This is a genomic window from Terrabacter sp. 05T424 (assembly GCF_056396225.1).
Genome location: NZ_JBFTLB010000001.1, coordinates 733,235 through 758,605, shown reverse-complemented (window position 1 = coordinate 758,605; position 25,371 = coordinate 733,235). Strand labels below are relative to the sequence as shown.

The 25,371-nt window shown below is 71.0% G+C and carries 23 protein-coding genes; 7 read left to right on the top strand and 16 right to left on the bottom strand.

The window, feature by feature from the left end; genetic code table 11:
- Window positions 1-33: 33 nt before the first annotated feature.
- Window positions 34-330 (bottom strand): Asp-tRNA(Asn)/Glu-tRNA(Gln) amidotransferase subunit GatC, encoded by a 297-nt coding sequence (gene gatC / locus AC1DE0_RS03515; RefSeq protein ID WP_478097161.1) that lies wholly within the window; start codon window positions 328-330, stop codon window positions 34-36.
- Between the two features lie 144 nt (window positions 331-474).
- On the opposite strand from gatC, the gene AC1DE0_RS03510 reads away from it, so the two are divergent.
- On the top strand, window positions 475-1,065 hold the full coding sequence (locus tag AC1DE0_RS03510) for a hypothetical protein (protein WP_478097159.1): 591 nt from the start codon (window positions 475-477) through the stop codon (window positions 1,063-1,065).
- A 210-nt stretch (window positions 1,066-1,275) separates the two neighbouring features.
- On the opposite strand, the gene AC1DE0_RS03505 is transcribed toward AC1DE0_RS03510, so the two are convergent.
- The 7 genes from AC1DE0_RS03505 to ligA form a co-directional block, all read right to left on the bottom strand.
- Window positions 1,276-2,295, bottom strand: coding sequence for a branched-chain amino acid ABC transporter permease (locus AC1DE0_RS03505; RefSeq protein ID WP_478097157.1), 1,020 nt, complete (start codon window positions 2,293-2,295; stop codon window positions 1,276-1,278).
- Window positions 2,292-3,161: a branched-chain amino acid ABC transporter permease gene (locus tag AC1DE0_RS03500; RefSeq protein ID WP_478097155.1), complete on the bottom strand. Its 870-nt coding sequence runs from the start codon at window positions 3,159-3,161 to the stop codon at window positions 2,292-2,294. Before AC1DE0_RS03500 ends, AC1DE0_RS03505 begins: the two co-directional genes overlap by 4 nt.
- Window positions 3,162-3,278: 117 nt before the next feature.
- On the bottom strand, window positions 3,279-4,526 hold the full coding sequence (locus AC1DE0_RS03495) for an ABC transporter substrate-binding protein (protein ID WP_478097153.1): 1,248 nt from the start codon (window positions 4,524-4,526) through the stop codon (window positions 3,279-3,281).
- 130 nt (window positions 4,527-4,656) lie between these two features.
- A complete protein-coding gene (locus AC1DE0_RS03490) occupies window positions 4,657-5,454 on the bottom strand; it encodes an ABC transporter ATP-binding protein (protein ID WP_478097151.1) in 798 nt (265 codons plus the stop codon).
- Window positions 5,447-6,211 carry an ABC transporter ATP-binding protein gene (locus AC1DE0_RS03485; protein WP_478097149.1) on the bottom strand — a complete coding sequence of 255 codons (765 nt, stop codon included), beginning with the start codon at window positions 6,209-6,211 and terminating at the stop codon, window positions 5,447-5,449. Before AC1DE0_RS03485 ends, AC1DE0_RS03490 begins: the two co-directional genes overlap by 8 nt.
- A gap of 216 nt (window positions 6,212-6,427) precedes the next feature.
- Window positions 6,428-6,694, bottom strand: coding sequence for a YciI family protein (locus AC1DE0_RS03480; protein WP_478097147.1), 267 nt, complete (start codon window positions 6,692-6,694; stop codon window positions 6,428-6,430).
- A gap of 84 nt (window positions 6,695-6,778) precedes the next feature.
- Window positions 6,779-8,926, bottom strand: a complete 2,148-nt coding sequence (gene ligA / locus AC1DE0_RS03475) for an NAD-dependent DNA ligase LigA (protein WP_478097144.1) — start codon at window positions 8,924-8,926, stop codon at window positions 6,779-6,781.
- Window positions 8,927-9,061: 135 nt separating this feature from the next.
- On the opposite strand from ligA, the gene AC1DE0_RS03470 reads away from it, so the two are divergent.
- Both AC1DE0_RS03470 and AC1DE0_RS03465 read left to right on the top strand, forming a co-directional pair.
- The gene (locus tag AC1DE0_RS03470) at window positions 9,062-10,573 is read left to right on the top strand and encodes a long-chain-fatty-acid--CoA ligase (RefSeq protein WP_478097141.1); all 1,512 of its coding nucleotides are present in this window, start codon (window positions 9,062-9,064) and stop codon (window positions 10,571-10,573) included.
- Window positions 10,574-10,889: 316 nt separating this feature from the next.
- Window positions 10,890-12,092, top strand: a complete 1,203-nt coding sequence (locus AC1DE0_RS03465; protein WP_478097139.1) for a L,D-transpeptidase — start codon at window positions 10,890-10,892, stop codon at window positions 12,090-12,092.
- 102 nt (window positions 12,093-12,194) lie between these two features.
- On the opposite strand, the gene AC1DE0_RS03460 is transcribed toward AC1DE0_RS03465, so the two are convergent.
- The gene (locus AC1DE0_RS03460) at window positions 12,195-13,175 is read right to left on the bottom strand and encodes a uroporphyrinogen decarboxylase/cobalamine-independent methonine synthase family protein (RefSeq protein ID WP_478097137.1); all 981 of its coding nucleotides are present in this window, start codon (window positions 13,173-13,175) and stop codon (window positions 12,195-12,197) included.
- 142 nt (window positions 13,176-13,317) lie between these two features.
- Here AC1DE0_RS03460 and AC1DE0_RS03455 point away from each other — a divergent pair, with 142 nt between their 5' ends.
- The gene (locus tag AC1DE0_RS03455) at window positions 13,318-14,211 is read left to right on the top strand and encodes a GNAT family N-acetyltransferase (RefSeq protein ID WP_478097135.1); all 894 of its coding nucleotides are present in this window, start codon (window positions 13,318-13,320) and stop codon (window positions 14,209-14,211) included.
- A gap of 16 nt (window positions 14,212-14,227) precedes the next feature.
- Here the strand turns inward: AC1DE0_RS03455 and mnmA are convergent, their stop codons facing one another.
- Both mnmA and AC1DE0_RS03445 read right to left on the bottom strand, forming a co-directional pair.
- A complete protein-coding gene (mnmA, locus tag AC1DE0_RS03450; protein ID WP_478097131.1) occupies window positions 14,228-15,334 on the bottom strand; it encodes a tRNA 2-thiouridine(34) synthase MnmA in 1,107 nt (368 codons plus the stop codon).
- Window positions 15,331-16,521, bottom strand: a complete 1,191-nt coding sequence (locus AC1DE0_RS03445) for a cysteine desulfurase family protein (protein ID WP_478097129.1) — start codon at window positions 16,519-16,521, stop codon at window positions 15,331-15,333. Before AC1DE0_RS03445 ends, mnmA begins: the two co-directional genes overlap by 4 nt.
- Before the next feature lie 144 nt (window positions 16,522-16,665).
- Here AC1DE0_RS03445 and AC1DE0_RS03440 point away from each other — a divergent pair, with 144 nt between their 5' ends.
- Both AC1DE0_RS03440 and AC1DE0_RS03435 read left to right on the top strand, forming a co-directional pair.
- A complete protein-coding gene (locus AC1DE0_RS03440; protein WP_478097126.1) occupies window positions 16,666-18,171 on the top strand; it encodes a S8 family serine peptidase in 1,506 nt (501 codons plus the stop codon).
- Window positions 18,172-18,256: 85 nt separating this feature from the next.
- Window positions 18,257-18,775 carry a hypothetical protein gene (locus AC1DE0_RS03435; protein ID WP_478097124.1) on the top strand — a complete coding sequence of 173 codons (519 nt, stop codon included), beginning with the start codon at window positions 18,257-18,259 and terminating at the stop codon, window positions 18,773-18,775.
- 107 nt (window positions 18,776-18,882) lie between these two features.
- Here AC1DE0_RS03435 and AC1DE0_RS03430 read toward each other — a convergent pair whose 3' ends face one another.
- From AC1DE0_RS03430 to AC1DE0_RS03410, 5 genes are all read right to left on the bottom strand, one after another.
- Entirely contained in the window at window positions 18,883-19,848 is a 966-nt protein-coding gene (locus tag AC1DE0_RS03430; protein WP_478097122.1) for an electron transfer flavoprotein subunit alpha/FixB family protein, read from the bottom strand.
- Window positions 19,849-19,910: 62 nt separating this feature from the next.
- The gene (locus AC1DE0_RS03425) at window positions 19,911-20,693 is read right to left on the bottom strand and encodes an electron transfer flavoprotein subunit beta/FixA family protein (RefSeq protein WP_442291766.1); all 783 of its coding nucleotides are present in this window, start codon (window positions 20,691-20,693) and stop codon (window positions 19,911-19,913) included.
- A 618-nt stretch (window positions 20,694-21,311) separates the two neighbouring features.
- Window positions 21,312-21,644: a hypothetical protein gene (locus AC1DE0_RS03420; RefSeq protein WP_478097120.1), complete on the bottom strand. Its 333-nt coding sequence runs from the start codon at window positions 21,642-21,644 to the stop codon at window positions 21,312-21,314.
- The gene (locus AC1DE0_RS03415) at window positions 21,641-22,420 is read right to left on the bottom strand and encodes an enoyl-CoA hydratase/isomerase family protein (RefSeq protein WP_478097118.1); all 780 of its coding nucleotides are present in this window, start codon (window positions 22,418-22,420) and stop codon (window positions 21,641-21,643) included. Before AC1DE0_RS03415 ends, AC1DE0_RS03420 begins: the two co-directional genes overlap by 4 nt.
- Window positions 22,420-22,926, bottom strand: a complete 507-nt coding sequence (locus AC1DE0_RS03410; protein ID WP_478097116.1) for a type III secretion system chaperone family protein — start codon at window positions 22,924-22,926, stop codon at window positions 22,420-22,422. Before AC1DE0_RS03410 ends, AC1DE0_RS03415 begins: the two co-directional genes overlap by 1 nt.
- A gap of 119 nt (window positions 22,927-23,045) precedes the next feature.
- Between AC1DE0_RS03410 and glgX the strand changes: the two genes are divergently transcribed.
- Entirely contained in the window at window positions 23,046-25,199 is a 2,154-nt protein-coding gene (gene glgX, locus AC1DE0_RS03405) for a glycogen debranching protein GlgX (RefSeq protein WP_478097114.1), read from the top strand.
- The last annotated feature ends 172 nt before the right edge of the window (window positions 25,200-25,371 follow it).

Genomic DNA, 25,371 nt, shown 5'->3' with positions numbered 1-25,371 from the left:
TGCGCTGGGCGGCTGGGTGGGACTCGGTGGGGCTCAGTCCTCGTCGAGGATGCGCGGCACGGAGAAGCGCTGCTGCTCGGCCCGGGGCGCACCGGCGAGGACCGCGTCGGCACCGAGGCTCGGACGCACGACGTCGGGGCGGGTCACGTTGGTCAGCGGCATCGGGTGCGACATCGGGGCGACGCCGTGGGTCGGTGCCTGCTGCACCTTGGCCACGGACTCGAGGATGACTCCGAGCTCACCCACCATGCGGTCGAGCTCGGCGTCGGAGAGCTCGATGCGGGCGAGGCCGGCCAGGTGGGCTACGTCGTCGCGGGACAGGGATGACATGCGGGCCAGTCTATGGGGCACCGGATTCGGCCCAGAACCGGTGTCGGGGCGGGCCGAGCACGAAAACGGGGCCCGGGCCGTGTCCTGCGGGGCCCCTGGCTCGTTGAGCCGTGAGAGCCACGTACTGCCAAGGAGAACCCCTCGATGACGAGCACCGCCAGCACGACCTCCTCGACCCCCACCCCGGACCCGGCGTCAGACCCTTCCGCGGCCCAGGAGCACGACCCCGGCGACGCCACCGTGACCGAGCAGCCGGCTGCGCCTGCCGACCGTGCGGCAGCCAAGGCAGCACAGGCCGAGTCCACCGCCACGCCGGTGGCCGCGTCGGCCCCGAGGGCCGAGGCCGCCGAACCCGCCGAGCCGACCCGGCGCGTACGCCGCTCCCCCGACCTCCGGGCCGGCGCCCGTCGCGCGGCCTCACTCACGAAGGGGGGCGTCAACCGCCTGCGCACGCTGCTCGGCGAGATCGTGTGGATCGTCTGCCTGCTGGCCGCAGCGGCGCTGCTTCTCGGCACCGCTGTGGTCGTGCTCGAGGCCAACACGCACAACGCCCTCGTCGAGGGCGTTCTCAAGGCCGCCGACTGGGCCGACCTCGGTGTCTTCAGCCGCACCGGTGGCATCAAGCAGTTCACCGGTGACAACGCCGTCATCAAGAACGCCTTCGTCAACTGGGGTCTCGGCGCCGTCGCCTGGCTCGTCGTCGGCCGCATCGCCCGCCGCGTCCTCACCCCCTGAGCCGCCCCCTCTCCCACCCGTTTGAGGTAGACGCGCCGCGGCGAACCCCGGCCGAATACCTCAATCGGGTGGCTGGGGAGGCCGGCTCGAGCACACCGAGCACTGGCTGGCCTGCTCGACGCCTGACCCTGACCACCGGTTTGAGGTAGACGCCCCGGTGCGAACAGTGGGCGAATACCTCAAACCGGTGCCGGGGCGGGTCAGGCCAGGTCAGTCGCGGGGCTTCTTGCGGCGGTCGAGGACGTACCTGCGCAGCACGTTGCGGCCGGTGCCCCAGATGCCGTGGCGGAAGAGCAGCACGATGAGCACGAAGATCGAGCCGGTGATGAGGCCGATGCCCTCGAAGCCCGAGCTGGCGAGGAAGTCCTCGAGGGTCACGACGATCCCGGCGCCGACGAGGCCGCCCCAGATGGTGCCGATGCCGCCGAGCACCGTGACGAGCACGACCTTGCCCGACGTCGTCCACATCAGCTCCTGGAGCGAGGCGAACTGGTGGCTGATCGCGAAGACGCCGCCCGCCAGCCCGGCGAGGCCCGCCGAGATGACGAAGGCCTTGATCTTGAAGCGCTCGACGTCGTAGCCGAGCGCGCGAGCGCGGGCGGGGTTGTCGCGTACGGCCGTGAGCACGCGGCCGAACGGCGAGTTGACGACCCGCCAGGCGAGGAAGACCCCGACGAGGATCATCGCGGCGCCGACGTAGTAGAAGTAGAAGGAGTCGGTCTCGACGAGCTCGATGCCGAAGAAGCTGCGCGGGATGCCCTGCAGGCCGTTCTCGCCGCCGGTCAGGTCGCGGGCCTGGTTGGCGATGAAGTAGAGCATCTGCGCGAAGGCCAGCGTGACCATGGCGAAGTAGATGCCGGTGCGGCGCACCGACAGGTAGCCGATCGGCCAGGCGATGAGCATCGCGAACAGGGAGCCGCCGGTGACCGCGACTGGGAACGGGACGCCCCAGTGCGTCGCGATGAGGCCGGTGCAGTAGGCCGAGCCGCCCCAGAAGGCCGCGTGACCGAAGCTCAGCAGCCCGGTGAACCCGAGCAGCAGGTCGACGCTGATCGCGAAGAGGCCCCAGCACAGGATGTCCATCGCGACGGGCGGGTAGATCCAGTAGGGCAGCAGCACGAGGACCGCGAGACCCCCGAGCAGCATGAGGTAGCGCAGCGGGTTGCGCCGCGACAGGATCGAGGGCTGGGCCAGGTCGACGTCGACCTTGGCGGTCATCTGCTCGCTCATGCGACCTCCTCCCGTCCGAAGAGCCCCGAGGGCCGGACGAGGACCACGAGCGCCATCAGGACGAAGATGACGATCTGGGCGTACGTGGGGGCGTAGGCGATGCCGTAGGCCTCGACGAGTCCGACGAGGAACCCTGCGACCACCGCACCGAGGATGCTGCCGAGGCCGCCGATGACGACGACCGCGAACAGGATGATGATGAAGTTGCTGCCCATCTCGGCCGTGATGGCTCGGGTGGGTGCGGCCAGCACGCCGGCGAGGCCGGCGAGGGCGATGCCGAAGCCGAACACCGGCGTGACCCAGCGGCCGACGTTGATGCCGAGGGCGCGGGTGCGCTCCGGCGCCTCCGTCGAGGCTCGCACGATCATGCCGATGCGGGTCTTCGTCAGCAGCAGGCCGACCCCGACACAGACGACGAGGGAGAAGAGGCACGCGAAGATCGCGTAGACCGACAGGTTGACGCTGCCGACGCTCACCTGCCCGCCGAGCCCCGCCGGCACCTCGTAGGGCAGGCCGGAGACGCCGTACTTCTGCTTGACCGCCTCGACGAGGATCAGGGTCAGGCCGAAGGTGAGCAGGAAGTTGTAGAGCGGGTCGAGGGCCAGGAGCCACCGCACGAGCAGCCGCTCCATGAGCACCCCGAAGCCGAACATCAGGATCGGCACCACGAGGAGCGCGACCCAGAATCCGACGTGCAGCTCGGCGAGCAGCACCGCGGAGAGGACGGCGCCGAGCATGTAGCAGGCGCCGTGGGAGAAGTTGACGACCCCGAGGACGCCGAAGATGACGGCCAGGCCAAGGGCCGACAGCGCGTAGAAGCCGCCGGCGGCCAGGCCCTGGAGGGTGTACTGGAGGAATGCGCTCATGTCTCTCGCTCGCTCGCGGTCGGTCGGGCGCGATGGCCCGGTCTGGAGCCGGACCCCGGCCGTATGCCGTCCGGCGCGGCCTCGTGGGCGCGGCCGGACGGCATACGTTCTCGGGGGTCAGCCCATCTTGCAGGCGGGGTTGGCCTCGCCGTACGCCTCGGCGGCCGGGATCGTCTTGACGATGTCCTCGTAGTCCCACTCCTCGGGCGCGGAGCTCTTGACCTTGGCCAGGTAGACGTCGTGGATGACGGCGTGGTCGGCCTTGCGGATCTCGCCGTTGCGGAGGAACACGTCGTTGATCTTCTTGCCCTCGAGCTTGCCCACGATGGTGTCGGCGTCGTCGGTGCCGGCCTCCTGGACGGCCTCGAGGTAGTTCATCGCGGCCGAGTAGTTCGCGGCGTGGGCGAAGGACGGACGGGTGTTCGTCTTCTCCTTGAAGCGGTCGGCCCACTTCTTGTTCTGGTCGTCGAAGTTCCAGTACCACGCGTCGGTGAACTGGGTACCGGCGAACTGGTCGACGCCGAGCGAGTGGATGTCGGTGATGAACATGAGGCCGACCGCCAGCTGCGCCTTGCCCTTGAGCGAGCTCTGGTTGAACTGCTTGACGAAGTTGATGAGGTCGCCGCCGGCGTGCATCGAGCCGATGACCTTGGGGCTGCCCTCGCCGGCCTTGGTGATGAAGGTGGCGAAGTTGTCGCTCGGGAAAGGCGAGGCGATCGACTGGCCCACGGTGCCACCGGCCGCCGTGACCTCCTTCGAGAAGGATTTGTTCATGTCCTGGCCGAAGGCGTAGTCGGGGTAGACGATGTTCCAGCTCGTCCCGCCCTCCTTCGTGATGGTGCCGGCCGTGCCGCGCGCCAGCATCGCGGTGTTGTACGCCCAGTGGAAGGTGTACTTGTTGCAGCTTTCGCCCGTGAGCTTCGTCGTGCCGGCACCGATGTTGATGTAGAGCTTCTTCTTGTTGGCTGCCTGGGTCGCGACGGCCAGCGCGGCTGCGGAGTTCGGCACGTCGAGGATGATGTCGGCCTTCTGTCGGTCGTACATCTCCTGCGCCTTGGAGTTGGCGACGTCGGCCTTGTTCTGGTGGTCGGCCGTGACGATCTCGATGTCCTTGGCGACGGCCTTCTCGCCGTACTTCGCCTGGTAGTCGGCGATGGCGAGCTCGATGGCCGCCTTCGAGTTCGGCCCGGAGAGGTCCTTGTAGACGCCCGACTGGTCGTTGAGCAGGCCGATGACGATCTTGTCGTCGGTCAGCTTGCCCGAGCCGCCCGACTGCGGGCCGCCGGCGCCGCTGCCGCACGCGGCGAGCGCGAGGGAGGCAGTCGCCGCGATGGCGACGGTGCCCTGGACTGTCCTGCTACGCATGTCCCCTCCTGGGGTGTGACGAGATGTGAGGTGGTGCGGTGACGTGGTGCGGTGACGCGGACGTCGATGACGTGGTGGTCGATGTGCTGGTGGACGCGCCGATGCGACCCGTGGACGGGCCGGCCGGCGGCTACATCCCGAGATAGGTGAGCAGCTCGCTCTCGCGAGCCCGGAAGTCGTCGTTGCTCAGGTGCTCGACGACCTTTCCCTGCGCCAGCAGGTAGTGCCGGTCGGCGACCGTCGAGGCGAACTTGACGTTCTGCTCGACGAGGAGCACGCCGACACCCTGGCCCTTGATCTCGCGGATGATCTCGCCGATACGCTGGACGATGACGGGGGCCAGGCCCTCGCTCGGCTCGTCGAGCAGCAGCAGGCGCGAGCCCACCCGCAGGACCCTGGCCATGGCGAGCATCTGCTGCTCGCCTCCCGACAGCTTCGTGCCGGGAAAGTCGCGTCGTTCGTGGAGCACCGGGAAGAACTCGTAGACCCTCTCGAGGGGCCAGGCGTCGGCGTGGACGACGGGTGGCAGCATAAGGTTCTCCGCGACGGTGAGGCTCGCGTAGATGCCGCGGTCGTCGGGCACCCAGCCGATGCCGGCGCGGGCACGGGAGTCGGCCGACTTCTTGGCCAGGTCGGCGCCGTCGAGGCTGATCGCGCCCTCGATCTGGCGGTGCAGTCCCATCACCGAGCGCAGCAGCGTCGTCTTGCCGGCGCCGTTGCGCCCGACCAGGGTGACGACCTCGCCGGGCGCCACGTCGATCGCGACATCGGTGAGCACCCGCGCTTCGCCGTACCATGCAGAGAGGCCTGAGACCTCGAGCATGCGCGACCGCTCTTGTGCTGCAGAGGATTTCGCCGTTGAGCTGGCTTCCTCGGCGGGCCGGTGGCCCGCCGTCGTCAGCTTCGTGGTCGTCGTGTCGTCACTCATGGGTGGCTCCGAGGTATGCCGTGATGACGCGCTCGTCGGCACGCACCTGGTCGTAGGGGCCCTCTGCGAGGATCTGCCCCGACTGGAGCACGGTGACCTGATCGGCCAGCGAGCCGACGACGTGCATGTTGTGGTCGACGAAGACGACGGTGCGTCCGGCCGAGAGCTGCTTGACGAGGGCGATCGTGCGGTCGACGTCCTCGATGCCCATGCCGGCTGTGGGCTCGTCGAGCAGGAGCAGCTTGGGGTCGAGGGCCATCGCGATCGCGAGCTCGAGCGCGCGCTTCTGGCCGTACGCCAGCGACGAGGCGGGTGCGCCCGCGCGGTCGGCGAGCCCGACCTGCTCGAGCAGCTCCATGGCCCGGTCCTTGAAGGTGGCCATGCGGGTGACGGACCGCCACCACTGCTTGCCCATGCCGGTGGGGCTTGCCAGGGCGAGCTCGAGGTGCTCGCGCAGCGTCATCGCCTCGAACAGGCTCGTGATCTGGAACGAGCGGGCGATGCCGAGTGGCGCGATCTGTTCAGGGGCCCGGCCCGTGATGTCCTGGCCGTCGAACGTGACGGTGCCGGAGGTCGGGGTGAGGAAGCCGGTCAGCAGGTTGAACAGCGTCGTCTTGCCGGCACCGTTCGGTCCGACGAGGGCGTGGACGGTGCCCTGGGCGACCGTGAGGTCGACGTCCGAGACGGCCCGGAAGCCCCGGAACTCCTTGGTCAGGGCCCTGGTCTCGAGCAACGGGGTACCCGTCAAGACCTGCACCTCCTCGTGCGTCGCGCAGTGTCGGCTGTGTCGGCGATGTCGACCGGGCGGCCGACGGCGTCGCTCCCGTCGTCCCGAACGGATGACTCCGTGGCACGGAACCGGAAACTTCGGGCAAGCCTAGGAGGACCCCTTCCCGAAAGGACGGTGGGTACCCACACTCCTGCGGAGGTTCTGTGGTGCGGGCACACATGAGAGCGCGCGCACTGCTCGCTGTCAGTCGGGCCGTCCGCCGAACTGCCAGGCAGGCACCTCGACCGCGGCGAACTCCCCCGCGCCCAGCGCGGCGCGTGCCTCGTCGGGACCGCTCGCCTCGAGGAGCGCGGCCACGCCGACCGCGGTCGACCTGTCGTCGGACAGGAGCGGGCCGCAGACGATCATCGTCTCGGCGGAGCCGTCCATGTAGGCCCAGTGCTGCTCGACCATCCGCTCCCGCAACGGTGTAGATCCGGGCCGGTCGCAGTGGTAGCAGAAGAACTCCATGACTCCGGCCTCGCCGAGCCTCCTCCCGGCCTGCAACTGGGCCGCCGCCACACGGCATACGCGTGGCAGTGCAGTGGGTCTCGGTCAGTCAGGCGAGCCGGTCTCGAGGAGCCGTCGGAAGCCGTCCTCGTCGAGGATGGTGAGGCCGAGCTCCTCGGCCTTGGCGGCCTTGGACCCGGCGTTGGCGCCGATCACGACGAAGTCGGTCTTCTTCGACACCGAGCCGGACGCCTTGCCGCCGCGGCTGATGATGGCCTCCTTGGTCTCGTCGCGCGAGAAGCCCTCGAGCGACCCGGTGACCACGACCGTGCGCCCCTCGAGGGTGCGCTCGACGGAGGCGTCGACCTCGTCGGCCATGCGCACACCGGCGTCGGCCCACTTGCGCACGATCTCCTGGTGCCAGTCGACCTCGAACCACGCGGTGACGGCCTCGGCGATGACGCCGCCGACGCCCTCGGCCTGCGCGAGCTCCTCGGTCGAGGCGGCGCGGATGGCATCGACGGACCGGAAGTGGGTCGCGAGCGCCCTTGCCGCAGTTGGCCCGACGTGCCGGATCGACAGCGCCACGACCACGCGCCAGAGCGGTTGCGTCTTCGCCTTCTCGAGCTCGGCCAACAGCTTCTCTCCCCCGGCGGAGAGCACCCTCCCGTCGACGACGCGGTCGTCGGGGTCGGTCTTCTTCGCCGCCCGGGTGTAGAGCGGCACCTGCGCCAGCGTCTCGCGGGTGATGCCGTAGTCGCCGGCGTGCGGGCTGTCGGCGGCCGGGGTGAAGAGGTCGCCCTCGTCGGTGATGATGCCCGAGTCGAGCAGGGCGCTCGAGCCCTCCCACCCGAGAGCCTCGATGTCGAGGCCGCTGCGGGAGGCGAGGGCGAAGACACGCTCTCGCAGCTGGCTCGGGCACGAACGCGTGTTGGGACAGCGGATGTCCTTGTCGCCCTCCTTCTCGGGGGCGAGGGTCGTGCCGCACGCGGGGCACTCGGTCGGCATGACGAAGGCACGCTCGCTGCCGTCGCGCAGGTCGACGACGGGCCCGACGATCTCGGGGATGACGTCACCGGCCTTGCGCAGCACGACCGTGTCGCCGATGAGCACACCCTTGCGCTCGACCTCGTACGCGTTGTGCAGGGTCGCCTGCTCGACCGTCGACCCCGCCACGACCACAGGCTGCATGACGCCGTAGGGCGTGACGCGTCCGGTGCGACCGACGTTCACCCGGATGTCGAGCAGCTTCGTGTTGACCTCCTCGGGTGGGTACTTGAAGGCGATGGCCCAGCGGGGGGCCCGCGACGTCGCGCCGAGCTGGCGCTGCAGCGCCACCTCGTCGACCTTGACGACGATGCCGTCGATGTCGTGGGCCCGGTCGTGCCGGTGCTCCCCGTGGTAGGTGACGAAGTCCTGCACGGCCGCGATGTCGTCGAGCACCCGCACCTCGTCGGAGGTGGGCAGCCCCCACGCGCGCAGGGCGGCATACGCCTCGCTCTGGCGCTGGATGTCGAACCCGCGCCGCGCGCCGATGCCGTGCACGAGCATGCGCAGCCGCCGGGTGGCGGTGACCTTGGGGTCCTTCTGCCGCAGCGAGCCCGCGGCCGCGTTGCGCGGGTTGGCGAACGGCGCCTTGCCCGCCTCGACGAGGCCGGCGTTGAGGTCGGCGAACGCCGCGGTGGGGAAGAACACCTCGCCTCGGATCTCGACGAGGTCGGGCACGTCGTCACCCGAGAGCCGCTCGGGGATGCCGTTGATGGTGCGGACGTTGTTGGTGACGTCCTCGCCGGTGCGCCCGTCGCCACGCGTGAGCGCCCGGACGAGGCGACCCTTCTCGTAGAGCAGGTTGATGGCGAGCCCGTCGATCTTCAGCTCCGTGAGGAAGTGCGCGCCCGCGCCGACCTCACGCTCGACCCGCTCGGCCCACGTCTGCAGCTCCATGAAGGAGAACGCGTTGTCGAGGCTCAGCATCCGCTCGACGTGGTCGACGGTCTCGAAACCCGTCGCGAAGGACGCACCACCGACGTTCTGCGTCGGGCTGTCGGGTGTGCGCAGCGACGGGTGCTCGTCCTCGATCGCGTTGAGGTGTCGGATCAGGGCGTCGTACTCGCCGTCGCTGATCGTCGGCGAATCCTTGACGTGGTAGGCGAACTGGGCCGCCGCAGCCTGCTCGGCGAGGTCGGCCCACTCCTGGTGGACCTGGGTCGGGACGTCGTCGGTGACGGGCGTTGGGCCGCTGGTCTCGCTCACGCTCCCATCCTGCCAGCCATCCCCGACGCCGCCCGGACCGTGAGCCTCGGCACGTCGCGGGGAAGGTCTGTTCACGACGCGACCGAGCAGTAACAATGAACGCGAGCCCGCGCCACCCCCTGCGAAGGAGCAGAGATGACCAACCTCGCCGCCAACCTCGTCGCCACAGCCGGGCGCGTCCCCGACAAGGTCGGGATCAAGCTCGACCAGGCCGAGGTCAGCTGGTCGGCCCTCCACCGGGCGGCGGCGGCGGTGGCAGGTCAGCTCCGTGCAGCGGGGCTCGAGCCCGGCGACCGCGTCTCGCTCATCCTGCCCAACGTGCCGGCCTACCCCGTCACCTTCTACGGCACGTTGCTGGCGGGCGGCGTCGTCGTGCCGATGAACCCGCTGCTCAAGTCGGGCGAGATCCAGTATTTCTACGAGGACAGCGGCGCCCGCTTCAGCTTCGTCTGGCCCGACTTCGCCGAGGAGGCCGGCAAGGCCGCCGCCGAGACGGGCACCCGCCTTGTCGTCTGCGGTCCGATGGGACCGGCCGAGGGCCAGTTCGACGCGTCCGAGTCGGCAGCTGAGGCCGTGACCGAGCCGATCGAGCGCGGCGGCGACGACACGGCGGTGATCCTGTACACGAGCGGCACCACGGGCAAGCCGAAGGGCGCCGAGCTGACCCACTTCAATTTGCACCGCAACGCCGAACGGTCGGCGAGCGACATCATGCAGATCACCGAGGACGACGTGATCATGGGCTGTCTGCCCCTCTTCCACGTCTTCGGGCTGACCTGCGGGCTCAACACCTCGATCCAACGCGGCGCCACCCTGACCCTCATCCCCCGCTTCGACCCGGCGAAGGCCATCGAGGTGCTGGGCCGCGACCACGTGACGATCTTCCAGGGCGTGCCGACCATGTATGCCGCGATCCTCAACCACCCGAACGCCGACCAGGCCGACACGAGCAGCCTGCGCACGTGCGCTTCGGGCGGCTCGGCCATGCCCGAGGCGGTCATGAAGGCCTTCGAGGCGAAGTTCGGCTGCCAGATCCTCGAGGGCTACGGCCTCTCCGAGACCTCACCGGTGGCCTCCTTCAACATGCCCGACAAGCCGACCAAGCCCGGCACCATCGGCCGCGCCATCCCCGGCTGCGAGATGAAGCTCGTCGACATCGAGGGCAACGACACCCCGGCCGGCGAGATCGGCGAGATCGCGATCCGCGGCGAGAACATCATGAAGGGCTACTGGAACCGGCCCGAGGCGACGCAGGAGGCCATCCCCGACGGGTGGTTCCGCTCCGGTGACCTCGCGACCGTCGACGACGAGGGCTACTTCACGATCGTCGACCGCAAGAAGGACATGATCATCCGCGGCGGCCTCAACGTGTACCCCCGCGAGGTCGAGGAGGTGCTCTACACCCACCCCGACGTGCTCGAGGCGGCCGTGGTCGGCGTGCCCGACGACCTCATGGGCGAGGAGGTCGGTGCCGCCGTCGTCTTCCGCCCGGGCTCGAGCGCGTCGCTCGACGACGTCCAGGCCTACGTCAAGGAGCGCCTCGCCGCCTACAAGTACCCCCGCCGCCTGTGGACGCTCGACGAGCTGCCCAAGGGGCCGACCGGCAAGATCCTGCGTCGCGAGGTGCGCCCGGTCGACGCGTCCTGAGCGCTGGCGCCCGACTCCGAGCCCGCGTATGCCGCCCGGCCCGGTCACGCTCGAGCGCCGGCACCACGACGCCATCCGCCGACCCGCGCACGGCCGGCGGCATACCTGCGGGTAGTGCGACCGGGCGCCCTGCGTGGCGCGACACGCAGGAGTTTGGACTCGCCGTTCGTTTTGGAGTATCGGGTCGCCATCGGTGACACTGGAGCAGGGTCTATCGACGCGACGCACCACGCTCCGCCCTGGAGCGCCCGGCGCCGCGTCCGTGAAGGGTATACAAAGCGTGAAGTCGAGCATCCGTACCGCCACAGTCTCGGGGATGGCTGTCCTGGCCATGCTGGGCGTGACCGCCTGCAACGCGACCGCCACGGCCGAGAACGGCAAGCCCGCGAGCTCGTCGTCGTCGTCGGCCGCATCCGGAAGCTCCGAGACGCCGACGCCCACCCCCACCACCGACCCGGTGGTCTACACGACCACGCCCGCGGCCGACGCCTCGGACGTCCCGGTCGACACCCGCGTCACGGTTTCCGCGCAGCAGGGCACCCTGAAGAAGGCGTCGCTCTCCTACGTGAGCAAGAAGGGCAACCACATCACGGTCGACGGCGTGCTCAAGGACGGCACGTGGACGGCCGGCGACCTGCTCGAGCCCGGCGTCAAGTACACCCTGGCCCTCGAGGCCGAGAAGTCCGACGGCGGCACCGACGAGACGACCCGCACCTTCCGCACCGCCAACCTGACGCTCGACGACCAGGTCTACACCTCGGTGTCGCCGCGTGACGGCGGCACGGTCGGCATCGGCATGCCGGTCGTCATGCGCTTCGACCTGCCGGTCAAGGACAAGGCGAACTTCGAGAAGCACATGAAGGTCACCTCCTCGCCCGCCCAGGCCGGCTCCTGGTACTGGCTGTCCTCGCAGGAGGCCCACTGGCGCCCCAAGGCGTACTGGCAGCCCGGCACCAAGGTCCACGTCGAGGCGACCCTCAACGGCGTCTCCGCCGGCGGCGGCCGCTGGGGCGAGCAGTCGCGCACGTCCGACTTCACGATCGGCCGCTCCGTCATCGCCAAGGTGAACCTCCAGACCCACCAGATGGACGTCATCATCAACGGCAAGCTCGCCCGGCGCATCCCGGTCACGGGTGGCCGTCCCGGCTTCATCACCCGCTCCGGGGTCAAGGTGATCATGGACAAGGTCACCAACATCACGATGAAGGCCGAGACGATCGGCCTGAAGAAGGGTGACACCGGCTACTACCCCGACACCCCCGTCAAGTTCGCCATGCGCGTCACGAACTCCGGCGAGTTCCTCCACACCGCCCCGTGGTCGGTCGCCGACCAGGGCCACCGCAACGTCAGCCACGGCTGCACCGGCATGAGCGACGCCAACGGCCAGTGGCTCTACGGCCAGACCCGCATCGGCGACGTCGTCGAGACGGTCGGCACGGCCCGCCCGATGACGATGGGCAACGGCTACGCCGACTGGAACCTCAGCTGGTCCAAGTGGACCTCGGGCTCGGCTCTCTGAGCCCGCTCCCGCGGCACATTGCAGACGGCGAAGGCCGGTCACCCCGAGGGTGACCGGCCTTCGCCGTCTGAAGCGTGCAGGGCGTGGTGCTGCGGTGCCGGTTCAGGCGACGCTGCGCTCGTCCAGCTCGCGGGCGGTCTCGACCGCGGCACGCTGGATCGTGCGGGCGAGGTCGGGTGCCGCGCCCGCGAGCCCACAGGCGGGGGTCACCACGACGTCGACGAGGGATCCGGACGGCATACCGATCTGGCGCCACGCGTCGACGAAGCGGTCGGCGACCGCCTGCGGGCGGGTCAGGCTGCCGTCGGTGGGGATCGCTCCCGCGTGCAGCCGTATGCCGTCCTCGACCGCCACGGCGACGCCCTCCCACCCCCTTGGGCGCAGCAGCGAGGTGTCGACCGACAGCGCCGACGGCCCTGCTGAGCGCAGCAGGGGCAGCGGCGGCTCCGCGGCACAGCAGTGCAGCACCGTCTCGCCGTCGTGCGCGGCCAGCACGGTCTTCAGCCCGGCGGCGGCCACCTGCGGGTCGAGGCTCGGGAGCCGGCCGAAGCCCGACGAGGTCGGCAGCCGGCCGGCGAGGACGGTCGGCAGCGACGGCTCGTCGACCTGGAGCACGATCTCGGCGTCCGGCACGAGCCGCCGCACGGCGCCGACGTGCTCGCGGATGCCCTCGGCGAGCGACTCGACGAGGTCGCGGCTCGCGCCCTCGTCGACGACCACGCGCTCTCCTCTGCTGAGCCAGACGCTGGCGGCGAGCGTCCACGGCCCGACGACCTGCAGCTTGAGCCGGCCGGTGTGGCCGTCGAAGGCCTCGGCCAGCTCGTCCAGGTCCTCCCGCATCAAGGCTGCGGTGCGGGTCGCGTCACGCCCGGGGCGGTCGACGAGCCGCCACCCCACCGGCTGGAGGTCGACCGGCATCTCGACGAGCAACCCCGCGGTGCGGCCGATCATGTCGGCTCCCGGACCGCGTGCCGGCAGCTCGGGCAAATAGGGCAGGTGCCCGTCGAGGATCTCGCGCACCTGCGCGAGCGCGTCGCGCACGGAGGTTCCGGGCCAGGAGCCGATGCCGGTTGCCAGGGTCACCGCGCCAGCCTAGGGGCCGGCGGCGAGAACGCCGGCAGTGGGAGGTCCGCGGCGTCACGCCCAGGCCACGGCACGAGGGCCGGCAGCGGGTGCCGTGGGAACTCGGAGGCGAGGTGCGCAGGGTCCCGTCTACGCTGGCGCGATGCCGACCGCACGTCGCGACTTCTCCGGGCCCGACGACCTGCGGGCCATGCAGGCCATGGCGTCGCGGCAGTGGTCTCCTGCGAGCCGCTTCCACCCGGGCCAGCTCGCGTGGAGCCGCTACTACCGTCCGGTCGATCCCGACCATCTCGACGAGGGCGAGTTCATCGCCATCTGGGCCGATGAGGGGCAGGTCGTGGGCTTCGGCTGGGCCGAGGCACCCGACTGGCTCGAGCTCCAGGTGGCCCCCGACCGCCCCGACGTCGCCGACGAGCTCGTCGAGTGGTTCGAGGAGATCAGCGACGCCCCCACGCAGTCGGCCATCGTGATGGAGGGCGACGTGGCCGAACCATCCCTTGCCGCAGCAGGTTTCGAGCCCCGGCCCGACGCGTGGTGGTTCACGCACCACACCGTCGCGGTGGGCGACGTGGGCACGGCGCCCTGCGTGGACGGCTACCGCTTCCGGCACGTCGAGCCGCACGAGGCCCGCGAGCGCGCCGCCGTGCATGCGGCGGCCTGGTCGGAGTTCGGGCCGTCGAAGGTCGACGAGACCGCGTACCGGCAGCTCATGGCGGCGTGGCCGTACCGGCACGACCTCGACTGGGTGGCCGTCGACGAGCACGGCCGCATGGTGGCGTCGGTGATCGTGTGGCTCGACGAGGCGACGGGAGTCGGGCTCGTCGAGCCGGTCGGCTGCGTGCCCGAGCACCGCGGTCGTGGCCTCGCCGGTGCCGTCACCCTCGCCGCGCTGCGCCACCTCGGTGCGGTCGGCGGGTCGCTCGCCCAGGTCAGCCCGCGCGGCGACGAAGACTACCCCGGCCCGCAGCGCCTCTACCGGTCGCTCGGCTTCAGGCCGACGGCTCGCACCGTCACCTGGACGCGCTCCCTCGAGTGAGCAGGTTCGGTCGAGATCAGCCGACGGGCGTGCGCTCGAGGCGGGCGGCCGCGATGGTCGCCGATCCCACGACCCGCGTGCCGTCGTAGAGGACGACCGACTGCCCAGGAGCGACCCCACGGACGCGCTCGTCGAGCCGCACGTGGACGCTCTCGCCCTCGGCCCAAGCGCGTCCGGCGTACTCCGCGCCGTGCGCCCGCACCTGCGCACCCACCGCGACGACGCCCTGGGGCGGCGGGCCGCACCAGCGCGCGTGGTCTCCGGTCAGCGTGTTGACGCCGAGCAGGTCGGCCGTGCCGACGACCACCTGGTTGGTGTCAGGCCGCACCTCGACGACGTAGCGGGGCTGCCCGTCGGGCGCCGGCCTGGACAGCCCGAGGCCTCGGCGCTGACCGACGGTATAGGCGAACGCCCCGCCGTGGCTGCCGACCACGGCACCCTCGGTGTCGACGATGTCGCCTGGGGCCTCTCCGAGCTCGCGGCCCAGCCAGCCGCGCGTGTCGCCGTCGGCGATGAAGCAGATGTCGTGGCTGTCGGGCTTGGCAGCGACGTAGAAGCCGCGCTCGGCCGCCTCCTTGCGGATCTGTGGCTTCGTCGTGTCGCCGAGCGGGAAGAACGAGCGCGCGAGCTGGTCGGCGTCGAGCACGCCGAGGACGTAGCTCTGGTCCTTGGCCGGGTCGACGGCCCGATGCAGTTCGCGACGGACGGCGCCGTCGGGGTCGCGCGCCTCGACGACCTGGGCGTAGTGGCCCGTCGCGACCGCGTCGAACCCCAACGCGACCGCCTTGTCGAGCAGGGCCGCGAACTTGATCTTCTCGTTGCACCGCAGGCACGGGTTGGGGGTGCGGCCCGCGGCGTACTCGGCCCTGAAGTCGTCCACGACGTCGCGCTTGAAGCGGGCAGCCATGTCCCACACGTAGAACGGGATGCCGAGCACGTCGGCGACCCGCCGAGCGTCGCCGGCGTCCTCGATCGTGCAGCAGCCCCGTGCCGACTCGCGCAGGGTCGCCGCGCTCTGGGACAGGGCCAGGTGCACCCCGACGACCTCGTGCCCGGCGTCGAGCATCCGGGCCGCGGCGACGGCCGAGTCGACGCCGCCGCTCATCGCTGCGACGACCCTCACGACGCGGTCGCCTCGCGTGCGCGCCGGGCCCGCTCGATGGCAGCCGGCAGGGCCTCGATGAACGTGTCGACATCGGCTTGGGTCGAGGTGTGGCCGAGCGTCAGGCGCAGCGCCCCACGGGCGTCGCTCTCCGGCACACCCATCGCGAGGAGCACGTGGCTCGGCTGCGGCACGCCGGCCTGGCAGGCCGACCCGGTCGAGCACGAGACCCCGGCGGCGTCGAGGAGGTAGAGAAGGGAGTCACCGTCGCACCCCGGCACGAGGAGGTGCACGTTGCCCGGCAGCCGGCGCTCGCCGTCGCCGCGCTGCCACGTGCCCGTCGGCCGGATGTCTGCACCGAGCGCCATGGAGCGCTCGATGAGGTCGTCGCGCAGCCCCACCAGACGGGCCGACTCCGACTCGATCGCCTCGGTCGCCTCGACGAGCGCCGTCGCGAACCCGACGATCGCCGGGGTGTCGAGCGTGCCGGAGCGGACCTGGCGCTCCTGGCCGCCACCGTGGGTGAGCGGGACGAGCTTCGCGTCGCGTCGCACGACGAGCGCGCCGACGCCGATCGGACCGCCGAGCTTGTGGGCGGTCACCGACATGAGGTCGGCCCCGCTCGCGGCGAAGTCGACGGGCACGTGCCCGGCCGCCTGCACGGCGTCGGTGTGGAACGGCACCCCGAACTCGTGCGCGACCTCGGCGATGGCCCGGACGTCCTGCACCGTGCCGACCTCGTTGTTGGCCCACATGACCGACACGAGCGCGGCCGACGCCGGGTCGGCCTCGATGGCGGCACGCACGGTGCCGGGCTCGACGACGCCCTCCGGCGTGCACTCGAGCCAGGTGACCTTCGCCCCCTCGTGGGCGACGAGGAAGTCGACGCAGTCGAGCACGGCGTGGTGCTCGGTGACCCCGACGAGCAGCCGCACCCGCGCCGGGTCACGGTCGCGTCGGGCCCAGAAGGTGCCCTTGACCGCGAGGTTGTCGGACTCGGTGCCCCCCGACGTGAAGACGACCTCCGACGGACGCGCGCCCAGGCAGCGGGCGATCTTCTCGCGGGACTCCTCGACGGCGCGACGGGCCGCCCGACCCGTGCGGTGCAGCGACGACGCGTTGCCCACGATGCCGAGCTGCTGGGTCATCGCCGTGAGGGCGGCGGGCAGCATCGGCGTGGTCGCCGCATGGTCGAGATACGCAGTCACCCACCGATTCTAGGACGGCCTCGCCGGTGTCCCGACCGGGCGCCGACACCACTACCGATGCGTAACCTCCGCGCGCCCCGCCTCGTTGGCCCTGCACGTCGCCGTCCTCCACTGCAGCAGGGCGGCCCTGCAGAGAGGCAACTCATGCGCTCCACCCCATCTCGCCGTCTCCGTCTCGGAGCCGTGACCCTGGCGGCGGCCGCCGCGCTGGCCTCGGGCACCGTCGCAGCCGCGTCACCCGCCCCGCAGTCCGGGCCCGCCGCTGCCCCCGGCGGCCTGCTCGGCTCGGCCTCGGCAAAAGCACCGCTCTCGCCGTGGCTGTCGGCGCACTGGACGACGCTGTCCGCGGTCACCCCGACCACCGTCATGGTCCACGCCACCGACGTGGCGACGGCACGCCGGGCCGCGACGGCATCGGGGCTTGTCGTGCGGGAGACCTTCGACAAGATCGGCGTCGTCGTCGCCGCCGGCCTGCCCCTGCAGATCGACGCGGTGCGCTCGCGGGCCGGCGTCAGCTACGTCGAGGGCAACGCCCCCATCGACATGTTCCTCTCGACCTCCAACACGGCAACCCGTGGCTCCGAGGCCCGGGCCACCCTCACCGGCGCCAACGGCAAGGCCCTCGACGGGTCCGGCGTCAGCGTCGCCGTCATCGACTCCGGCGTCGACCCGACGCACCCGTTCCTCCAGAACGCCGACGGCACGTCGGCTGTCGTCAAGAACCTCAAGATGGTCTGTGACCCGCTCGAGGTGCTTCCCTGCCAGCCCGTCGACGCCGGCAGCCTCAACACCGACCTGCTCGCAGCGGGCGGTCACGGCATCCACGTCTCGGGCATCGTCGCCGGTCGTGACGTGACCCTCTCCGACGGCACGAAGATGCACGGTGCGGCCCCGGGCGCGAGCATCGTCAGCCTCGGCACCGGCGCCGTCCTGTTCATCGTCGGCGCAGACTCGGCCCTCAACTGGGTGCTCGAGAACCACGCTGCACCGTGCGGCGCCGGCGTCCCGGCCAGCACCTGCCCGCCGATCAAGGTGACGAGCAACTCCTACGGCCCCACCGGCGGTGGCGAGTTCGACCCCAACTCGGCGACGGTCAAGCTCCAGCGCGAGCTGGTCAAGGAGGGCGTCGTCAGCGTCTGGGCCAACGGCAACGACGGCGGCGACGGGTCGGCCAACTTGTCGAACCCGCCCGGGCAGGACCCGACCGGTGGCATCATCTCCGTCGCGTCCTTCAACGACCAGGACACCGGCACCCGCAACGGCACCGTGAGCACCTTCAGCTCGCGCGGCCGCTCCGGCCAGTTCGCCACCTACCCCGACATCTCGGCGCCGGGCGAGGGCATCACGAGCTCGTGCCGCATCTACCTGCCGATCTGCACCACCGGCGGCGACCCGCGCAACAACGGCGACTACAACACGATCAGCGGCACCTCGATGGCCACGCCGCACATCTCGGGCATCGTCGCGCAGCTGTTCCAGGCGAACCCGAACGCCACCCCGGCCCAGGTCGAGGCCGCCATCAAGGCGACCGCGTACAAGTACGCCGACGGCGCCGCCTACGTCAGCGACCCGGCCGGCAACGGCACGACGTCGTTCGACAAGGGCCACGGCCTCGTCGACGTCGTGGCGGCAGCCGCGGCCGTCCGCTGATCGGTGGCTCGCCCCGCTGAGGGCCTGACGCACGTCTGACCCGCGAGACCCCGCCCATGGGGCCGATCGACCTATGATCGGCCCCATGGGTGACGCGCACGTGGGCACCGGGGGCAGCCGTCTGCGCGCCCCGGCCGCCCACCGAGCCGTCTCGGCCCTCGCCTCGCCGGTCATCGGCTACTTCGTGGCACGGCTGGTGCTGCACTTCCTTGGCGGCGTCCCCAGCGCAGCCGTGTATGCCGTGTGCGTCGCCCTCGCGCTCGCCCTCGGCTGGCGCGCGTGGTCGGCCCGCATCGAGCTGGGGACGACCAGCTTGCGCGTGCACAACACGCTGGCCTCGACCACCGTCGAACGTCGCGACGTCCGGCGTGTCTCCTCGGGAGGCCGGCTCGAGTGGAACCGCGGCGGCAGACGCCCGGTGCGGCTGCCCTCGGAGGCCCTTAGGGGCGCCTGGTGGACGCTCGGCACCGGTAGGGCGGCATACGCCCTCAACCGCCAGCGGCTCGAGAGCTGGGCACGCCTCGGACGCCACGACCTCGGCCCCGACCCGCACGCCGACCGGCACGTCGACTCTCACGTCGACCCGGACCTCGACCCGGCCTGAGCACTTGTTCCGCCCGAACGCACGACTGCGGCCCCCGACCTCGTGGTCGGGGGCCGCAGTCACGTCCGTCGGGGCAGCACCTCTGGGTGGCCGACGTCGGACGGCGCTCAGTCCTTCGTGGCCTTGATCGCCTCGGTGGCCTGGGGCAGCACGTTGAACAGGTCGCCCACGACACCGAAGTCGACGAGCTCGAAGATCGGGGCCTCGTTGTCCTTGTTGACGGCCACGATCGTCTTCGAGGTCTGCATGCCGGCGCGGTGCTGGATGGCGCCGGAGATGCCGCACGCGACGTAGAGCTGCGGGCTGACCTGCTTGCCGGTCTGGCCGACCTGGCTCGTGTGCGGGTACCACCCGGCGTCGACGGCGGCGCGGCTCGCGCCCACGGCGGCACCGAGGCTGTCGGCGAAGTCCTCGACCTTGGAGAAGTCGCCGCCCGTGCCGCGGCCACCGGAGACGACGATCGCCGCCTCGGTCAGCTCGGGACGACCGGTGGCCTGCTTGGGCTTGCTCTCGGTGATGCGGGCACCCTTGGCGGCGTCGGACGGGGTGAAGTCGACGACCTCGTCGGCAGCCGCTCCGGCGGCCTCCTCGGGCGTGGCCGAGTTCGGCTTCACGGCGACGATGGGCGTGCCCTTCGTGACCGTCGCCGCGACCGTGTAGGAGCCGGCGAAGACCGACTGCGTCGTCGCGACACCACCGCTGCCGTCACCAGCGGCCTGCACGTCGACGGCGTCGGTGATCAGGCCCGACTCCGTCTTGACGGCGAGGCGAGCGGCGATCTCCTTGCCCTCGGGCGAAGCCGGCACGAGCACGGCCGCCGGGCCCTTCTCGGCGACGAGCTGCGCGAGCAGCTCGGCCTGCGGCACGACGAGGTGCTCGAGCACCTCGGGCGACTCGACGCGGTAGACCTTCTCGGCGCCGAAGCGGGCGAGGGACTCCTTCGCGGCGTCGAAGCCGGCACCGACGAACACGGCCGACGGCTCGCCGAGACGGCGGGCGATCGTCAGCAGCTCGGCGGTGGTCTTGCGGACCTTGCCCTCGACGTGGTCGACGAGCACGAGTACTTCAGCCATGGTGTGGATCTCCTTTGCTGGCTGGGAAAGTCAGTGACGGGTCAGCGGAGCGCGCGGTCAGCTCAGACGAACTTGCGCTCGGACAGGAAGGCGGCGAGCTTGCTGCCGCCGTCACCCTCGTCGGTGACGATCTCGCCCTGCGTGCGCGGCGGGCGGGCGTCGAACGAGGCGACCTTCGTCCAGGCGGCGTCGAGGCCGACCTGACCGGCGTCCACGCCGAGGTCGGCCAGGGCCCACTGCTCGACCGGCTTCTTCTTCGCGGCCATGATCCCCTTGAACGAGGGGTAGCGCGGCTCGTTGATCTGGTCGGTCACCGACACCAGCGCCGGCAGCGTGGCCGTGATCGTCTGGGTCGAGGCGTCGCCGTCACGGCGGATGGTGGCGCTGCCGCCGTCGACGGTCAGCTCGGACGCGAAGGTCACCGCCGGCAGGCCGAGGCGCTCGGCGAGCATCGTCGGGACGACGCCCATGGTGCCGTCGGTGCTGGCCATGCCGGTGATGACGAGGTCGACGTCACCGAGCTTCTTGATCGCCTCGGCGAGCACGAGCGAGGTCGCGACGGCGTCTGAGCCGTGGATCGCCGCGTCGTTGACGTGGACACCCTTGTCGGCGCCCATCTGCAGCGCCTTCTTGATGGCGTCGGCAGCCTGGTCGGGACCGACGGTCAGGACCGTCACCTCGCCCTCACCGGCCTCGACGATCTTCAGGGCCTCCTCGACGGCGTACTCGTCGAGCTCGGACAGCAGGCCGTCCACGTTCTCGCGGTCGGTCGTGTTGTCAGATGCGTTGAACGTGCGCTCGGCCTGGGCGTCCGGCACGTACTTGACACAGACGACGATGTTCATGGGTGAACGTCCTCTTCCGTTTGCGGATGGTGGTGCTCATGGAGCTGCCGGAGGTCGCTCCGGCACTGCCAGCCATCCTCTCACCGAGCCCTCGCCGAGACGGCACGCCACAGGCGTGACGCTCACCACCCAACGGCTCCGGCGTGTGCCGGCCGGTGTCCACAGCCGCACGGACAGACCTCCTGTCGCGGCTGGGAAGAGGCAAAACCTGGTTGTCGAAAGTCGTCGGTCCTCCAGAGGATGGGCGTCATGTCGTACACCGGCGCCGCCACGCCCACGAACCGCCGGGTCGCCCTCGTCACCGGGGTCGGGAGGCGGCGCTCGATCGGGTCGGAGATAGCTCTCGGCCTCGCTGCGGACGGCTGGGACCTCGCCCTCGGTCAGTGGCAGCCCCATGACGAGCGGCTCGGCTACGAGCGCGGTCCTGACGACCCGGCCGCCGTCGCCGACGAGTGCCGCTCATGGGCAGCCGCGTGGAGCTGCTGCCCGGCGACGTCGTGCGCTTCCTGCTCTCGGAGCAAGGCGGCTGGATCAACGGCCAGCTGCTCCTCAGCAACGGCGGCTTCAAGACCGCCTGACGGCCTGACGACCGGCCTGACGACCGGCCTGGCGCTCGGCTCAGGTCGGGTCGACCTCGGCGGCCTCGATGACGTGGAAGGCCGGCTCCTCGTAGGGGTGCGCGGCGCGCAGGGCGGCCACGACCGCGCCGCGCAGCGACCGGTCGAGCACGACCTCGACGCGGTCCTCGGCGAGCTGCTCGAGGTCGCCGACCGAGCCGATCGAGGGAGTGGCCCCCGCCAGCGGGCGGAACTGTCCGGTGCCGCGCACCACGAAAGCGCACTCGCGGTAGTCGCCGATCGCGCCGGCACCGGCGGCATGCACCGCCGCGAGGACGCCCTCGGTCGACTCGACGGGCGAGTAGAACACGAGGACGTCCAGCGGTGGTGTCATCGACCCTCGAACTGCGCCTTGCCCGGGCCGTGCTCGACGAACGAGCTCATGCCGATCTCGCGGTCCTTCGTCGCGAACAGCGAGGCGAAGAGCATCCGCTCGATCTCGAGACCGCTCGCCAGGTCGACCTCGAGACCTCGGTCGATGGCCTCCTTGGCGGCGCGGACGGCATACGAAGCGGCTCCGACGAACGAGCCGGCCCACTCGCGGGCGGCCGTGTAGACGTCGCCGGCGGGGACCACCTTGTCGGCGAGCCCGATCGCGAGCGCCTCCTGGGCGTCGACGAAGCGGCCGCTGAAGATGATCTCCTTGGCGCGCGAGGCGCCGACGAGGCGCGAGAGGCGCTGCGTGCCGCCGGCCCCCGGGATGATGCCCAGCAGGATCTCGGGCTGGCCGAGCTTGGCGTCGTCGGCGACCAGGCGGAAGTCGCAGGCAAGCGCGAGCTCGCAGCCGCCCCCGAGGGCATACCCCGTGATGGCGGCGATGACCGGCTTCGGGATGCGCGCCACCGACGTGATCGAGCTCATCAGCGGCCCGGAGCGCTCGACCATGTCGGTGTACGACATCGTCTGCATCTCCTTGATGTCGGCGCCTGCGGCGAAGACGCGCTCGCCGCCGTAGACGATGACGGCCTTGACGTCGGTGCGCGCCGTCGCCTCGGCGGCGGCCTCGCGGATCTCCTCCTGGACCTGGACGTTGAGCGCGTTCATCTTCGGCCGGTCGAGGCGGATCGTGCCGACGCCGTCCTCGACCTCGAGCCGGACGAACTCGCCCATCAGGCGGTGGGGCCGGCGGGCGCGTCGTCGACGGGCAGCCAGGACTGGAAGAAGAAGCCGACGCTCTGGAGGATGTGGTTCACCGAGAGCGGCACGAGGATCTCGAGGTCGGCGTTCGGCGTGATGACGTGCTCCGCGGAGACGACGAGGCTCTCCTGCACGAGCGAGAGCTTGACGATGTTGAGCTGCATGGTGAGGTCGTTGCAGCGGGCGATGCGCTCGTTGCGGTCGGGCGAGACGGGCTCGGCGAGCTGCCACTGGCCGAAGAAGCGGACCAGTGCGAGGTCGCCCTCGGCCACGCGGGCGAAGAGCGTCGTGCTGGCGCCCTCGTCGTCGACGATGGCGAACTCGAGGTCACCGTCGCCGTCGATGGACGCCTCGATGCCGAGACCCTTCAGCACCTCGAGGATGCGGTCGCGCACGGGGGCGTCGCTGGCGGGGGCGTTGTCGGGCCCGGCGTCGGGAGCGCTCGGCATGAAGTTGGGCAGCGAAGTCGGATCGGTCATGCGCCAACCGTAACGAGACGGCGCGGCGAGGTCGATCCGGCCCGGACGGGACCCGGCCCACCGCGGCAGGGGGAGCGTCACGTCTGCCCCACTTCCTCCGGCCCCTTACGCTCAGACGCATGCGCCCGTCCCCGACCGCGACGCCCGACCTCCCGCCGGAGCTCGGGGCGCGCCTCATCGACGGGGGCGCCCAGTTCTCGGTCTACGCCGGTCACGCCCGCTCGGTGGAGGTCTGCCTCTTCGACGCCGGGCCGGACGGGCCCGACGGTCCGACGGTCGAGCGCCGCGTGCCGCTGCGGCACCGCGCCCACGGCACGTGGTTCGACACGGTGCCCGGCGTCGGGGCCGGCCAGCGCTACGCCTTCCGCGTGGACGGTGAGTGGAACCCCGACCAGTCCCTGCTGCACAACCCCGCCAAGCTGCTGCTCGACCCCTACGCGCGAGCCATCGAGGGCGAGGTCCGTCTCGACCCGGCCGTCTACGGACACCGTGTGGGTGCCGACCTGCGCGGCGACCTGTGGGTGCGCGACGACCGCGACTCGGCACCCCACCTGCCGCGATGCGTCATCGTCGAAGACGAGTTCGACTGGGGCACAGATGATTTCATGCGCCGCTCGATGACCGAGTCGCTCATCTACGAGGTGCACGTCAAGAACGCCACGATGCTGCACCCGGGGGTGCCCCAGGAGCTCAGGGGAACGTATGCCGGCCTGGCCCACCCCGCGTTCGTCGACCACCTGCTGGGGCTGGGTGTCACCGCAGTCGAGCTGCTTCCCGTGCACACGTTCACCCACGAACCCGACCTCGTCCTGCGCGGCCTGAGCAACCACTGGGGCTACAACACCCTGGGCTTCTTCGCCCCGCACGCCCCCTACGCCGCGGCGACCGACCCGCAGGGCGTGCTCGACGAGTTCAAGGGCATGGTCAAGGCGCTGCACGCGGCCGGCATCGAGGTGCTGCTCGACGTCGTCTACAACCACACCGCAGAGAACTCCCGCGACGGGATGATGCTGTCGTGGCGCGGCCTCGACCAGCGCGCGTACTACCGCGTCGACGCGCGTGGGCGCGACATCGACGTCACCGGGTGCGGCAACACCCTCGACCTCACCCACCCGGTCGTGGCGCGCATGGTGCTCGACTCCCTGCGCTACTGGGTGCAGGAGTGCCACGTCGACGGCTTCCGCTTCGACCTCGCCGTCGCGCTCGGCCGAGGCAAGGACGACGGCTACGACCGCGACCACCCGTTCCTCGTGGCCCTGCGCACCGACCCCGTGCTCTCGCGCGCCAAGCTCGTCGCGGAGCCCTGGGACCTCGGCATCCACGGCTGGCGCACCGGGCAGTTCCCGCCTCCGTTCTCCGAGTGGAACGACCGCTATCGCGACACCGCCCGCACCTTCTGGCTGCGAGACCTCGCCGCCTCGGCCTCGGGGGGTGTCGGCCACGGCGTGCGCGAGCTCGCCACCCGGCTGGCCGGCTCGCAGGACCTCTTCGACAGCCACGACCGGGGCACCATCGCGTCGGTCAACTTCGTCACGGCGCACGACGGCTTCACCCTCGCCGACCTCACGGCGTACGACACGAAGCACAACGGCGCGAACGGCCACGGGGGCACCGACGGCTCGAACGACAACCGGTCGTGGAACCACGGCGTCGAGGGCCGCACCGACGACCCCGACGTCATCGCGGCGCGGCGGCGCTCGATCCGCAACCTGCTCGGCACGCTGCTGCTCTCGACCGGCGTCCCGATGCTCAACGCCGGCGACGAGCTGGGCCGCAGCCAGCGCGGCAACAACAACCCGTACTCCCAGGACAACGAGATCAGCTGGATGAGCTGGGACCTCGAGCCCTGGCAGGACGACCTGCTCGAGACGACCCGTCACCTCGTGCGGCTGCGGCGTGACCACCCGGTGCTGCGGCAGCGGGAGTTCTTCTCCGGCAGGCCTACTCACGAGGGTGGCTCGACCGACCTGGCCTGGTTCGCGGCCGCCGGGGAGCTCATGGGCCATCGCTGGGACGGTCCTGCCGTCGACGTGCTCCAGGCCCTCTACAACGGCGCCTGGTTCTCGCAGCAGTCGGTGCTCGTCGTCGTGAACGGGTCGGCCCGCAAGACCGAGGTCACCCTGCCCGACGCCCCAGGCGTGACGGCATACCAGCTGCTCTGGGACAGCTCCGACGATCGGCCGGCGGCGCCGGGCGAGCCGGTGCTGGCGGGCACCGTCGTCACGATGGACGCCGCGTCGATGCGCGTGTGGTGCTCCGTCGCGCCGGACTGACCCACCAGACTGGCCCACCCGACCAACTGACGCACCCGAGGGCGACTACGGCCAGCGGTGCACGTCGCCAGCGCGGGTGCGCGTCCGGCGCACGAGTGGGCGCTGCAGCGCCCACCCCTGAACCATCCGTGCCCTCCTGGGGCGAAGGCGCACCCCTGCAGGACCACTCGCG